A 14,447-nucleotide genomic window follows, 5' to 3' on the forward strand; every position below is an offset into this window, starting at 1 on the left:
CCATGGCTGACGCCAGCTTGACGATGTTCGATACTCAACCTGCCGCGGCCGCTCCGGCCGGCTCGCCCGTGGTCGTTGCGCAAGCCAAAGCTGGCGCAAGCGGCCAGGATTCCGACACACGCCCTGCGAGCCCGCCGCTTTCAGCCGCCGAGTTGTCCGACGCGATTTTCTCGCAGTCGTGGAATTGCCCGCTCTGCCGGGCGGCCGATGCCGCGCCGGTGTGGCGGAACTTGCCACCGCGCTCGACCGGCGGCGGGCCGAGCGAGTTCCGACTGTGCCAATGTCGCGAGTGCGAGTTGGTGTTCACGGTCCCGCAGCTCACCGGCGAGCAGGTTGGCCCCTACTATCCGGCCCGGTATTACGGCCACAAGAACGCGCGGTTCAACCCGATCATGGAGCGGCTCACACGCTGGCTCGGCTCGGGTCGCGCCAACGGCGTGGCGCGGTTACAGCCGCGACCCGGCCGCGTGCTGGACATTGGCTGTGGCCGCGGGATGACGCTGGCTCGGCTGCGCGAGCTGGGTTGGGAAACCGAGGGAGTCGAGCTGAGCGAAACGTCGGCCCTGCACGCCAAGGAAAAGCTGGGGTTGAACGTCACGGTCGGACCCTTCGAACCGGGCAAGTATCCAGACGGTCACTTCGACGCGATCGTCATCTGGCACGTGCTCGAGCACGTCATCAACCTTGACGAAACCTTGCGGGGCATTCAACGCATTCTGAAGCCCGGCGGCGTGCTGGCCTTGGCCGTGCCGAACCGTGCGAGCTGGCAAGCGCAAGTGGCCAAGTACGACTGGTTCCACTTGGACATGCCGCGCCACTATTGGCATTTCAGCGCCGATTGGCTGATCAAAAAGCTGGGATCGCTGGGGTTCGAGATCAAGCGTCAGAACTACGCCTCGTTCGAGCAGAACCCCTACGGCTGGGTGCAAGGCATCCTGAACCGGTTGGGGCTGCCGTACAACCTGATGTATGACCTGTTGCGCAGCCCCTCGGCGCGCAGCGTGCCGGACGCCTGGCGGCGCTATCCTTGGCAATCGCTGGTGTCGGTGCTGGGCTTGGCGGCGCTGGGGCCGTTGGCCGTGGCGATGCTCGTCCCCGAGGCCTTGTTCCGCCGCGGCGGCAGCGTGGAGCTGTATGCGGTGAAAAAGTGAAGAGGGGCTAGGGACTAGGGGTTAGGGATTAGGGGATGACAGTCAGTTGTCCGTTGTCAGTCGTCAGTTGCACTCGGCCACGATCTCATCGCCGGTGGTGCGCTGCTTCCTGCAACTGACCACGGACCACTGACAACTGACAAAAAAACATTCGCGACCAACCGATTCATGCCCGCATCATTCCGCACTAAATCGATTCTTTGCGTCACCATCGTGTTGCTCACGCTGTTGGCCTATTGGCGCGTGGGCTGGTGCGACTTTGTGCCGTTCGATGACCCGACCTACGTCCAGGAGAACACCTGGGTCCAACAAGGGTTGACGGCCGAGAATGTCCGCTGGGCGTTCACGACCGATTACTTTGCCAACTGGCACCCACTGACGTGGCTGTCGTACATGGCCGACCGCGAGCTGTTCAATCTGCGGCCGGGTCCGATGCACCTGATGAATCTGTTGATTCACATCATCAACGCGGTGCTGCTGTTCCTGGTGCTCGAGCGGATGACGTCCGCCTGCTGGTCGAGCGTGGTCGTGGCGTTGTTGTTCGCGTTGCATCCGCTGCACGTCGAGTCGGTGGCCTGGATTTCCGAGCGGAAGGACGTGCTCAGCACGCTGTTCTGGATTTTGACCATGGCCGCCTATGTCGGCTATGTTCGCGCGCCGAGTGTCTGGCGCTACGCCCTGACCGCGGTGTTGCTGCTGATGGGGCTGATGTCGAAGGCCATGTTGGTCACCATGCCGGCCGTGCTGCTGCTGTTGGACATCTGGCCGCTGGCGCGGTTTCCGCTGCCCGGCGACGGCCCCGGCGCGTGGTGGCGGCAAGCGGCGCGATTGGCGCTCGAGAAAGTGCCGCTGCTGGGCGTGGTGGCGCTGTCGGCGGTGTTGACGATGCTGGCCCAATCGAATGACGGCGCCGTCGGCGACCTGGAAACGTATTCGCCGCTGCTCCGCGTGACGAACGCCGTCTTGTCGTGCGGCATGTATTTGTGGAACACCATCTGGCCGCGCGGCTTGGCCGTTTTCTATCCGCACCCGGGGCTGACGCCTCCCGATTGGTCGCCAGCACCAGGATTCTATGGGCACGCCGCGCTGGCCGCGACGGCGCTGGTGGTCATCAGCGTGGCCGTCCTGATCTTGGCGCGGCGTCATCGCTACCTGCTGGTTGGCTGGCTCTGGTACCTGGGAACCTTGGTTCCCGTGATCGGGCTGGTGCAGGTCGGAACCCAGGGGCGCGCCGATCGCTATACCTATGTGCCGTTGATTGGCATTTTCATCATGATCGCCTGGAGCGTGCCCGAGTTGCTACGTCACGCGCGCTTCAAGCAGTTCTATTTGGACTTCGCCGCGCTGGCGGCCACGGCGGCGTGTCTGGCGTTGACCTGGCAACAGGTCAGCTATTGGCGCAACGGCGTCACCTTGTTCACTCACGTGGTCGAGGTGACCGAGATGAACGGTCGCGGGCATGGCATGTTGGCGATGGCCCACGCCCGGGCTGGCGAGCTGGAAGCGGCGGTTCCTCATTTTGAACAGGCGCTGAAATTCGATCCCAACAACCCGCGCACTTACAACCATTTCGGCGCGGTGCTGATGACGCTGGGCAAGGACGAGCGGGCGATGGCTTGCTATCGGGCGGCGCTCGAATTGAATCCGAAGCTGCCGTCAACGCATTACAACCTGGGGAACATGTACTCGAAGCTTGACCGGCTGGACGAAGCGGTGACCGAGTTCCGCCAGGCGATCGAGCTCGAGCCAACGATGGTCAAGGCACACAACAACCTGGGCATTGCGCTGCAGCGGCAAGAGAAGTTCACCGAGGCGAGCGAGGAGTTTCGCACGGCGCTGCGGCTGAACCCACAACACGAAGGGGCACGGCAAAACCTGCGCTTGCTCGCCTCGCGCGGCGTGCAACCAGCCACCCCAGCCGCGACGAACCGCAGCGCGAACAATTGAGCGGTAGGCCGTGTCTTTTGATCGGGCGCGCGCCACACTGGGGCGGGCGCTCACGGTCTGGCCAGATGCCAGGTGGTCTGGTAGGGTGCTCTGTGAGCACCATTTTCACGTTCCCGGCTGTGTACCTCCGCGCATGGTCATTTGGCCCGCCGCGTGAGGATTTGGTGCTCACAGAGCACCCTACCAGACGGACCCCTCGGGCGTCGAAACTTGCCAGCACCGCTCGCGGGAACTTGAGGCTTGTCAAGGATTTAGCGTCGCCGGGCTTGCCGCGGGGGCGAATCTTGATAGCCTTAAGGGTTCGCACCGGTTGGCGCGGCCGGCAAAGTCAGCCTGAAACTCGCCGACTCACGCCGGCTGGTCGGAATCGCCGATCAATGAGAAGCGAGGCTGCCGGCTAGCTCCGGCGGTCAGCAACAAATCACGACGGTGGCTGTAGCTCAGTTGGTTAGAGCACCAGATTGTGGATCTGGGGGTCGTGGGTTCAAGTCCCATCAGTCACCCTGCACGCGGCCCGTTGACACCAGTTGTCAGCGGGCCGTTTTCGTTGACCGGTAAAGAGCGAACGTCGCGTTCGTCACCGACCTCGTGCGATCGCTGACCAAGCGCAACTACTCGGCTCGTTTCAAGCGGTTCAGGATATCGCGCGATTCCTTCTCGATGATCTCGCCGGCTCGCGTGGTGAGGTGGGAGTGCTCTCCGAACCAGGTTTCGTAGCTGCCGCCGGCAAACGCCTTGGCCGTGGGGACGTAGCCATGAGCGCCGTTGGTCTCCTCCACAACCATCGTGTGCTTAAACGGCGAGCCCTGCTTGATGCGTAGTCCGATTTCGCAAAACAACTCAGTGGGGTTGGTCACCATCGCGAAGTCGTCGCCGATGCGGATGCCGGTGAAGAGGAACGCGTAGCTTGGTTGTTCCCGCTGTTTCATTGCTTTGAACGTCTGTTTGTAATGTTCAAGCTGTCGTGGCCATTTCAGCGCAATGTCCGCTTCCCTGAGTTCCGGGTGTTCACGCGCGGGCATTGGCAGTTCGCGAGTTGTAATAGCCAACGACGGCCGGGCCACGGGTTCGAGTTGCTCCAGTTGCTTCACGATCTCGCCGCCAAGTTGCTGGCCAAAGTATTCTCGCTTTTCGCCAGGGGCGGGATTCACGTCGCCGCACGCGCCCGTCAGAAACAGCGTCTGTGTCGCATAGCCCAAACGCCTCTGGACATATTCTTGAACATCGCCGGGAAAATCGGCCGAGATCTTCAGTTCGCGGCTATTGGAGGCGTGGCAGGCAAAGTTGTAGACGATCGCCTTGTACCGTCCATCCTTCGCGACCAACGCCAAGAGATCGAACTCCGGATCGGCTGGCCCTTCGGCCGGGTAGCGGTCGGCCTCCGAGGGGGCCAACTGCCAGCGGTTCCAGGCTTGACCATCTTTGATCACCCGGCGGCATTGGCTAACGCCTTCGGCCCGGCCCTTGGCGGTTCCGAGCGTGCAGGGGGCGAGATCGCGCGCGGCCATCGCGACCGCCTCGGTGATGGGGGTGACTAGTTGGTCTTCGTAATAAGACCAGAGCGGCCCCCGATGAGTGTGCGACGCGCAGATAATGACGTTGCTGGCCGGAATGCCCGTGGTCTTTTCAACCTGCTGCCGCGCTCGCCGCACATGCTCGACGGGGTATTTCAACGTGTCCAAGGTGACGATCGCCACTTTTCGCCCATCGGTCGCCAAGACTAACGCCTTTACGTAGAGGCGAGTCTCCACTGCCGTTGACTCCAATCGAGTGGGCGACCCGGCCAGTACGACGGGTTCGGTGGGGGTGATGTCCACGATACCGACACCCGCGTCGAGAGTGCCGCTCGATGTCGCTGGCTCAGCTCCCACCGCGAATGCGACCGCCGCGAACCAAGCCAGACCGATGCCTACAGCCAATTCCATTTTCATTGGAAAACCTTAGGGAATGATGTTTCAGGGATGCGAGCCTCCATTGTAATTGCGACAAGCATGGTCGAGAAAGTGTCGTGAGGTGCCTTTAACCCAGAAACAGGCTCGCGCCAAGCGTTAGCCGTAAGTCCGGCGCCAACTTTGTCTGGTCGGCCATGTTTCAGTTCGCAAGCCCTCGCCTCGTTGGGCTGCTTCAGCACGGTGGGTATCGCTCGCGAGTAACTCCCTCGCGGCGCCCCGACCAGGTGTTGCATCGCAAGCGCGGGAAGCCGACCCGGTTGACGCGAGAACTGGCAAGCCCCAGGAAAACGTGACGCCCATTTAGCCAGCAGAACACCACGTCGAGATCAATTCTTCACGGGCGGCTTGGCGGTCGGCTTGGCTGGGCGATGGTTGCCCAGTTCGACTTTCGTCGCCCGCAGGTGGACCTCGTGGACCGCCGCGTTGACCGTGACCGTGTCACCCACCTTCAGCTCAGGCATGTCTTTTACGCCCAGGATCGCCACGTACTTGCCTTGCCAGGCCTTGTTCAGCGCGGGCAGGTTCTTGAGCTTCGACTTGTTCTGTCGGCCAAAGGCGGCGACGTCGACGATCTGAATCTCGAACCAGCCGTAAACCTTGTCGGGGGCTTTGGCCACGGTGGCCACGAGCGTGCCGTTGAACCCGAACGCCTCCTTGGGCATTTCGAGTTTGTAGCTGGCCGCCTGGGCCGGGCTTGAGTCGCCGAAGGTAATGGCCGCGCAGGTGGCGACAAACACCGACATCCAAGGCGCGACGCGGCTCATGGCAATCCCCCAACGATGGACGGCGTCAAACAGCTTACTTGGCGGCCGCCGCGCCATCCCAATCGATTTGGCAATTGGGCAGGGCTTTTTGCAGGGCGGCCACGCCGGCCGCGGTGACCTTGCTTTTCTTCAGGTCCAATTGCTTCAGGCCCATGCATGTTGCCAGTGGCGACAGGTCAGCGATGTTGCTGTAACCAGCGCGGAGGGTAATTAAAGGGGCCCCCTGCAACGGCGACAGCTCGACAATGGGCGTGTGGTAAATCGCCAGTTCGGTCAGGGGCAGGCCTCTTAACGGCGCAAGGTCTACCACCATGGTGTCGTTAATGGCCAGGTTGTTCAGTGGCATCCCCACCAACGGTGACAGATCAACAACGGCCGTGTTGTAGATGGAAAGCTCTCGCAACGGCAGTCCCCGTAACGGCGAAAGATCGCTCAGCCGGGGGTTCTTGCGACAAATGAGTTGCGTGATCCGCATCCCTTGCAACGGTGACAAGTCCTCCAATTTGCCGTCGATCTTTTGGCTGTCGCCGTTGCTGTTCAGACGGCTTAGCCCGGCCAACGCCCTGATCGGCGAGATGTCGCTCACGTTCGAGGTAATCAGCGTGAACTCCGTGACCGTACCATTCTCGACCTTCGGCCAGGCTGTCCCGTCATAGCCGGGATTCAACTCTTGCAACTTCTTGACGACCGCGGCCGCTTGCTGGTCGCCGGTCAGCTTTTGCGTGTCGGCGACCCACTTCTGGAAGGCGGGATCAAGGTAAGCGAGCTTCTTCGTGGGCTTCGCCGCGCCGTCCCATTCGATCTTGCAGTTGGGCAGGGCTTTTTGCAGGGCTTGGACGCTGGCCGCCGACACCTTGGTATTGGTGATTCTGAGGTGAGTAAGCTGAGTGTTTTCCAACGGCGTCAGATCGGCCACCTGTGTCTTGTCGCAATACAGTAACTGCAGCGGCATCCCGCGTAGCGGCGCCAGGTCGCTGACTGCCGTGCTGCCGATGCCCAGCGTGGCTAACGGCATTCCTCGGAGCGGCGCCAGATTTGAAACCTGGGTATTCGGAACGGTCAGGTGGTTCAGGGCAAGGCCTTCGAGCGGCGACAAATCGGCCAGGATGCCCGCGCGACCAGCGCTGTTCCAGACGTCGATGTTCTTCAGTCGGGTTAACGCGCGCAACGGCGACAGGTCAGTGAGCACGTCACTGTTCAGAGCCACGTCAGTTACGACGCCATTTTCAATACCTGGCTTAGGTCGGCCATGAATCCCACCGAGCTTTCCATCGAACCCCGGGTTCAACTCCATCAGCTTCTTGCTGACGGCTTCGATCTGCTTCTCAGCCGGCAGCTTTTGCGTCTCGGCGACCCACTGCTGAAAGGCTGGGTCCGTGTAGGCGAGCTTTTTTGTGGGAGCAGTCGCCTTCGCCGGATCGTCCCATTCGATCTTGCAGTTGGGCAGCGCCTTTTGCAGGGCAGCGACTTGTGTGGTGGTGACTTTGGTGGATGTGATTCTCAGTAATTGAAGGCTCTGGCAACCTTCAAGCGGCGATAAATCGGATACTTGTGTGCCGGAACAAATCAATCTATTCAGAGGCATGCTTTGTAACGGCGATAGCGACGACACTGGAGTGTCAGAGCAATTCAGTTCATCTAGTTTCATCCCGCGTAGTGGCGAAAGGTCAGTCACTTGGGTGGAGGCAATACCCAGGAAAGCCAGCGGCATTCCTTCCAGCGGCGTCAGATCGGACACCTGCGTAAACGCACACATAATACCTGTCAATTTCATGTTTTGCAGCGGAGATAAGTCGAGCACCTTGCCTTTGCCAGGGCTACTACCCATGCACCGTAGAAACGTCAAACCCTCCAACGCTCGCACTGGCGAGATGTCGGTCGCTTCGTCGCAGTAGAACCACAACCGTGTAACCACACCATTTTCAATCGTCGGCGAGCCGTTCCCTTCGGTGTTCGTGACCTTCCCATCAAACCCCGGGTTCAACTCCATCAGCTTCTTGCTGACGGCTTTGATCTGCTTTTCGGCCGAGAGCTTCTGCGTGTCGGTGACCCATTGCTGGAAGGCCGGGTCAAGATAGGCGAGCTTCTTTGTCGGCGTGGCCTTCGCCGCTAAGCCCGCTTCCGCTTTCATGGCGTCGAGCGTGCGAGCCACGCGGAAGCCGTGATGGTTGGTGCCGACGAATGTGGGGGGCATGCCCAGCCGATAGGCGCTTCGCGCCATCAGCGTGATATGCGCCCAGGTGCCACCGCGACAAATCTTCTGCGTGCCCGACGATGGGCCTTCGGGGTCGCTGCTCTGCCGCACGTCGTAGACCTGTTGATACCAGTCCTGGCACCATTCCCAAACATTGCCGTGCATGTCGTACAAGCCAAAGGCGTTCGGTCGCTTGCTGGCCACCGGCCAGGCCCGCTTGTCCGAGTTGCTGGCATACCAGCCGTAGTCGGAAGCCAACTTGCCGTCGTCGCCAAAATGAAACTGAGTGGCGGTTCCCGCTCGACAAGCGTATTCCCACTCGGCCTCCGTCGGCAATCGATAGCCCCCGGCAGGTTCGTACTTCCAGTTGCCGATCAAGCCCGAATAACAAGGCGTCAGGTTCTCGCTAACGCTCAGCCAGTTGCAGAAAGCGACCGCGTCGTTCCACGAGACATAGGTCACCGCCGTCTCATCCGTCGTCACATATCCCGGCGAACGAAAGTTCTTGCCGGCGGCTTCGCCTTCGGACTTGAAGCCCGTGGCGTCCACAAATCGCTTGAACTGCCCCACCGTGACTTCGGTCGCTTGACACAAGAACGGCTTGGTAATCGAAACCTGGTGGCGCGGGCCTTCGCCTTTGGCCCAGTTGGGCTGCAACCCGGACTTGATGGCGTCGGCCAACTGCTCATCGGAGCTCCCCATCTGGAACTGGCCGGGCGGGATCAGCGTCATCCGCATACCGACGCCGTTGGTCATCTCGACCTGAGTTTTCAAATGACTGGCCCAGGCAGCCTGGTGCGCCTTGGCTTGTGCCGCGTCGAACGGCGCGACGGCAACCGCAGGCGTCGCAGTTGCTGGTAGGCTCGCCGTCGCAGTCGCGCCGTCCCATTCGATCTTGCAGTTGGGCAAGGCTCGTTGCAGGGCGGCTACGCCGGCGGCGGTGACCTTCGTCTTATTCAGCCTTACCACACTCAGCGTCTTCAGGCCGTAAAGGTGCGCTAGTCCGTTGTCATTAATTGCCGTGCCGTCGAGATACAACACGCGCAGGGCGCGAATGGACTTCAGGTAAGACAACCCTGAATTCGAAACTCCGGTGCCACTAAGAATCAAGCCTTGGAGCGTGGGAATCCCTTGCAGAATCCCGAGACCTTCGTCGGCAATCATCGTCTGTTCATTGAGCATCACCGAGTTCAACGACTTGAGATCCAACAGATGCAACAGGTCGGCATCGATGATTTGATCGGCCAACATGCCATTGGGATCTCTTTTTAGGGCAACGCTGGTAATCTGAAGTGTTCGCTGGGGGAGGCTGCGCATCTCAATGTCGGCAGCCTCTTTAAGATAACCCCCTTTACTCAGCACCCATTCCGCGGCCCTACGTTCTGGATCAGCGGAAATTGTCGCCCGGGCCGGATCGTTCCATTCGATCTTGCAACTGGGCAGCGCCTTTTGCAGCCACGCCACGGTGGCCGCCGTGACGCGCGAGCCGTAGGCGTTGACGGTCTGCAACTCTTTGCAACCTTCTAGAGGCGATAGGTCGCTCACCAGCGTGTTGACCAGGTAGACGTTCTTGAGCGGCAAGCCGCGGATCGGGGACAAGTCCGTGACCCGCGAGTAGCCTACGTCCAGACCGTGCAGCGGCAGTCCTTCGAGTGGCGATAAATCCGCCAAGGGCGCCGTCTTGCCAATCGCACCTGAGCAAGCCAGCGATCGCAACTGCCGCAAAGCCCGCAGCGGCGACAGGTCGGTAATCCGATCGCTGACCAGGCGAATCTGATCCACGTAGCCGTCTTTGATCGTCGGCGAAAGGTTCCCGTCAAACCCGGGGTTCAACTCTTGCAGCTTTTTGCGCACCGCCTCGACTTGTTTGTCGGCCGCCAAGGTTGACGTCACCGCCAGCCAGTTCTTAAACGCGGGCTGCTGGTAGGTGGTGATCTTTTGGGCGGTCGCGTTGTCCGTCGGCGTCGCCACGCCAGTGCCGATCTGGAACGTGGGCTGTTCCGGTTCTTTCTTCAGCTCCACCGTCGTACCCGGCGCGGTCTGCACCTTAACGCCGGGCTGGGCCTCGACCCGGGCGACTTCTTTCCCCTGCTTGTCGCGGAACACGAACCACCACAAGCCCAACGCCACCATCAGGAAGGCCGCGCCCCCCGCGCCGGCCAAGACCAGCGGGTTCTTCAGCGGCGGCTTGCCGCCGGCGCCCGCGGCGCGCGGGGACGCTTTGCCGCGCGAAGCCGTCGATTTGATGACGATTTGGCTCTTGGGATCGGTGTCGATGTCGGGGGCGATGTTCGACGCCGTCTGCTCGTAGTCGTGAATGCCCTTCAGTTGCTGCTGCCCCAGCGCCGCCGTCATACCGTCTTCGACGTAACTTTCGCGCTGGGTGGCCGAGGGGGAACTGCCGCCGGCAGTCGTGCTGGGCAGCGAGCCGAACGAGCCGCTGGCGGACGACGTGCTTGCCCCCGAATTGCGATAACCTTCGAGTGCCGTCACCAACTCGGCCGCCGTCTGGTAGCGGTCGTCGGGGCGCTTGGCGATCATCCGCTGAAAAACCTGGTCGAGCGCCGCGGGCACATCGGGCCGCCGGGCCACCAGCGACGGAATCGGGTCGTTCAGGTGGGCCAGGATTTTTTGCACCACCGTGTCGCCGCCGTACACGCTTTCGCCGGTCACGATTCGATACAGCGAACAGCCGAGCGAATAGATGTCGCTCCGCGCGTCGGCACGCCGAGTGTCGTTGGCCTGCTCCGGCGGCATGTAGTCGACCGTCCCCATCACCGTGCCGGTGTTCGTCAGTTGATGGTCGGTGGCGTTGGCGCTTTCGATCCGCGCTAGCCCCATGTCCAGAATCTTGACGGTTCCTTCTTGATCGACCAGCAAGTTGGCCGGCTTGATGTCGCGATGGACGACGCCGCTCTTGTGGGCGTACGCCAGTCCGCGGGCTGCCTGGGCGATGTAGCCCACCGCTTCGTCGACTGGCAATGGTCCGCGTTCTTTGAGCAGCGCCGACAGATCGCGCCCGTCGACATATTCCATGACCAGAAAGTACACGCCGTTGGCTTCGGCCGCGTCGTCGGCGGCCACGATGTTCGGGTGACGCAGCTTGGCGGCCGCGCGCACCTCGCGCTCGAAGCGCGCCACCGCGGCGGCGTCCTTGGTCATGGCCGGCGGCAACATTTTGATCGCCACCAGCCGATCCATCCGCCGATGATGGGCCTTGAAGACTTGCCCCATCCCGCCGGCGCCGATCTTATCGACCAGCGTGTACGCGCCGAGGATCAGCGCCCGACCCTTGCCGGCTTTGAACTGGGCGGCCTGAAACGGCGTCAGGTGCTTTTGCTTGACCAGCGCGGCCAGCAGTTCCTCGACCGACTGGGGCGCGGCCTTGGGCGGTGTAAACTCCCCGAGCGCGGCCGGCGGGACAACGCCCGTGTCGGCAAGTTGTTTGATGATGCTGGGAAGATCAACGGCCATGGCGTGCCCCGTCGAGGGAATGACCTTCTGATGATACCCTGCTTTCGAGCGGTCGGGTACAGTGGGGGCAGGGGAGAAAAGAGAGGAGAGTTGCGAGAGGAGAAGGGAGACGGCGATTCCGCACGTCCCCGTTTAGAGCAACTCTCAAGAGACTGTAGCGGGGGTGGCACGTCCCAAGCGCAGCGCAGGGCGTGGGAAGTCGCCGATCAAATATCGAGGTCGGTACAAGCTTCCCCACGCCCGAAGGACGGACGTGCCACCCAGACACTAGAACGTGGCGAGATGCGCTCTAGCCGCGGGGACATAGGCCCGCGCGCCGCATTGCGAGCGAGACAACAACGATGGACATGCACCATACCTTGGCATTGATCGTCGGCCCGGCTTGGGCCAGCGGGCTCAACGTCTATGCCACGATCGCCTCGCTGGGACTGGCCGGCCGATTGGGCGCGGTGGAACTTCCCGAAAAGATGGCGGTCCTCGAACACCCGGCCGTGATCGCGATTGCGGCCGTGCTGTACGCGATCGAGTTCTTTGCCGACAAGATTCCCTGGCTCGACAGCACCTGGGACGCGGTCCATACATTCATCCGCCCGCCGGCTGGCGCGCTGTTGGCCTATGCGGCAGCCAGCGACGCCTCGCCGACGTTCCAGATGTGCGCGCTCCTCTTGGGGGGCACGCTGGCGGCCGGTTCGCACGCGGTTAAGTCGGCGACGCGCGTCGGCTTGAACGCCAGCCCCGAGCCGTTCACCAACATCGCGGCCAGCGTGGCCGAGGACATCACCAGCTTCTTCACGGTGGCGCTGACGATCTGGTTGCCGTGGCTGGCGATCGGCCTGGTAATCGTGGCCACGTTGGTCACGATCGTCTTGCTGCCGCGGATGATCCGCCTGGCCTACCGCACAGGGGGCAAAGTGGTGAGCTGGTTCCGCCCAAAACGGAAAGAAGCGGCGTAGCGTGGCCGAGACATGCAGGTCAGGCTTTGGCCCAGCCCTTTGAAGCTGGCGTTTTCGAGCGCTTTGAAGCTCGTTCAGAATGCGTTGAGTGGCTACTTGGAGGCAGCCTCGTTTACTGACTTTGCTCGACGTCTTCTTGGGTCCACGCGGATGCCGCCGAATTGCCGAGAGTCCTGGGCTATTGCAACCTACTGCGACCGCTGAAATTCCTCATACATTTTTGCGATCAGGGCAGCGGTCATTAGGTCGTTCTGTGGAATGCCGTTCATCTCGAAGGCATAAAACTCAAAATTGTCATCGGTCACCAGGAACTGGATCAAACCACGAACCTTTTTTCCCTGAAAAGTCATGTCCCCCGTAACATTGACGTATCGCTGGCCTTTCGATGTGGTTCCAGAACTCCATTTCGCGTGTCCCAGGAAACTATTGACGAGAGGCCCCATCGCAATGCCCGGATGCGTCTCCAACGATCCGGTCTTGACCATCTGGATGTCCGTGTTGGTCGACTGACTACAACCTCGCATTGCTCCGAACAGGACGACCATCGCTCCCATTGTGGCAAAAGCCACCTTCGTTAAGCTTCTCTTTTTCTTCGCCGGTGCTTCGGTAGGATTGGCTGGCAAGATCGTGCCACCATTCCCGGCAACGAAGTTGATACCCCCACCGAGAGCACCGCGGTTGCTGAAAAACGCCTGAAACCGAGCCGTGGTTCCTGGCTCGACGAGTATGGTTGAACTGCGCTTGAGGCCACCGCCCGCAATGTCAACGACATGTTCACCTGCGGGAAGCTCGAACGTAATGGAATGCCTTCTCGACATGGCGACATCCATGAGTCCCGAAAGCAGCCCACCACCGACACGGCCTTTGGCGGTTCCATCGACTGATACCCCCAGACCGTACATAAAGCCCGTTGACGACGGTTCTCGAAAGATCGTAATTGTGCCGTGCGCGGGTGGCGTTGGCGCCGTCGCGGTTGGCGCCGAGACCACTTCAGCGGCCGGGAACAAGCCCTTGATCGTGTGCGCATGGACGGCAACCTTCATGTCGTCCCGACGAAGGTCATCGGCAGGGCGAAGTTGCCCCTGTGAGGCAAAGGTTCGCAACTGTTGTGAAGTGAACGGGCCTTGTTCCTTGCCATTGCGGACCACGAACCATTGATTTGCCATGCTTGTGTCCCCTGTCGGAATAAAAACGGGAGCGCCGAACTACGACCGCTCCTACTGCCCGACCAAGGGCGCACAGAACAGCAATAGCCGACGCCCCCTTGCGGGGACGTGGCAGTGCTGCTTCTGTGCATTCAAGAGCCTTGCGGCCCAGGTTGGTCGTTGTAGGAAGCAGAACTGACGTTCACACGTCAGATCGAATTGTTTTCATGGTTGCCTGGATTACGGCAGTGGTTCTTCTCCTAGACAATGGTGCCTTACGGGACACCACTGTACGACGGTCGGTGCGCCACGGCAACATTCAGGGCCCAAAGCCCTGCAACACGAAGCCATTCACGCTTCCACCCCTCACCCGGCTTGCTGCGCTCGCCACCCTCTCCCACAAGGGGCGAGGGTGCGCGGCCTTGGCCGCGATGGGGCATGGCGATGCGTCGGCTGCTTGTGTCGTTAGCGTGCTGGCGCGTGTGCGCGGACGGGCCTACTACACGAAAATGCACGTTCGCGCTACACTGACGCCCATGCAACACCATCCTGCGACCGATGAGCGTCTGAATTCGGAGTCGGCGTGTCAGCGCTTGGGCGCGAACACCGCGCCGCTCTGTCCGGTTTGCGGCGGGCGGCTGATCGACATTCGCGCCAAGCTGCAATGTGCCGATTGCCACCGCATCTGCGAAACCTGCTGCGAAGGCGGGCGCGGCTAGCGCGACGTTCGTCACGATCGAGTGATAAGCGAGCCCGTCCGTGGCCCGGCGCCATGTAGCCAAAGTCGCAAGGCTTCGGAGCGGCGGGCGAGACAACGAATGAAGTCCCACGACTTCAGCTACGCGCGAGCATGCTTTGTGCCCGCTT

Annotated in this window: 8 protein-coding genes and 1 tRNA gene; 5 read left to right on the plus strand and 4 right to left on the minus strand. The window is 61.4% G+C overall.

Features of this window, described 5'->3' with window-relative positions:
- The first annotated feature begins 2 nt into the window (after positions 1-2).
- The 3 genes from JSS27_01325 to JSS27_01335 all read left to right on the plus strand — a co-directional run bounded on the left by JSS27_01325 (position 3) and on the right by JSS27_01335 (position 3,601).
- Positions 3-1,151: a class I SAM-dependent methyltransferase gene (locus JSS27_01325; protein MBS0207571.1), complete on the plus strand. Its 1,149-nt coding sequence runs from the start codon at positions 3-5 to the stop codon at positions 1,149-1,151.
- A gap of 168 nt (positions 1,152-1,319) precedes the next feature.
- Positions 1,320-3,098: a tetratricopeptide repeat protein gene (locus JSS27_01330; protein MBS0207572.1), complete on the plus strand. Its 1,779-nt coding sequence runs from the start codon at positions 1,320-1,322 to the stop codon at positions 3,096-3,098.
- Between the two features lie 429 nt (positions 3,099-3,527).
- A tRNA-His gene (locus tag JSS27_01335) sits at positions 3,528-3,601 on the plus strand.
- A gap of 108 nt (positions 3,602-3,709) precedes the next feature.
- On the opposite strand, the gene JSS27_01340 is transcribed toward JSS27_01335, so the two are convergent.
- The 3 genes from JSS27_01340 to JSS27_01350 form a co-directional block, all read right to left on the minus strand.
- The gene (locus tag JSS27_01340) at positions 3,710-5,029 is read right to left on the minus strand and encodes a hypothetical protein (protein ID MBS0207573.1); all 1,320 of its coding nucleotides are present in this window, start codon (positions 5,027-5,029) and stop codon (positions 3,710-3,712) included.
- Positions 5,030-5,376: 347 nt separating this feature from the next.
- Positions 5,377-5,814: a hypothetical protein gene (locus JSS27_01345; GenBank protein ID MBS0207574.1), complete on the minus strand. Its 438-nt coding sequence runs from the start codon at positions 5,812-5,814 to the stop codon at positions 5,377-5,379.
- A gap of 34 nt (positions 5,815-5,848) precedes the next feature.
- Positions 5,849-11,482, minus strand: a complete 5,634-nt coding sequence (locus tag JSS27_01350) for an SUMF1/EgtB/PvdO family nonheme iron enzyme (protein MBS0207575.1) — start codon at positions 11,480-11,482, stop codon at positions 5,849-5,851.
- Between the two features lie 341 nt (positions 11,483-11,823).
- On the opposite strand from JSS27_01350, the gene JSS27_01355 reads away from it, so the two are divergent.
- On the plus strand, positions 11,824-12,435 hold the full coding sequence (locus JSS27_01355; GenBank protein MBS0207576.1) for a DUF4126 domain-containing protein: 612 nt from the start codon (positions 11,824-11,826) through the stop codon (positions 12,433-12,435).
- A gap of 188 nt (positions 12,436-12,623) precedes the next feature.
- On the opposite strand, the gene JSS27_01360 is transcribed toward JSS27_01355, so the two are convergent.
- Positions 12,624-13,601, minus strand: a complete 978-nt coding sequence (locus tag JSS27_01360; GenBank protein ID MBS0207577.1) for a DUF4339 domain-containing protein — start codon at positions 13,599-13,601, stop codon at positions 12,624-12,626.
- A gap of 515 nt (positions 13,602-14,116) precedes the next feature.
- Between JSS27_01360 and JSS27_01365 the strand changes: the two genes are divergently transcribed.
- The gene (locus JSS27_01365) at positions 14,117-14,299 is read left to right on the plus strand and encodes a hypothetical protein (GenBank protein ID MBS0207578.1); all 183 of its coding nucleotides are present in this window, start codon (positions 14,117-14,119) and stop codon (positions 14,297-14,299) included.
- Positions 14,300-14,447: the final 148 nt, after the last annotated feature.

Source organism: Planctomycetota bacterium (genome assembly GCA_018242585.1).
GTDB lineage: Bacteria > Planctomycetota > Planctomycetia > Pirellulales > PNKZ01 > JAFEBQ01.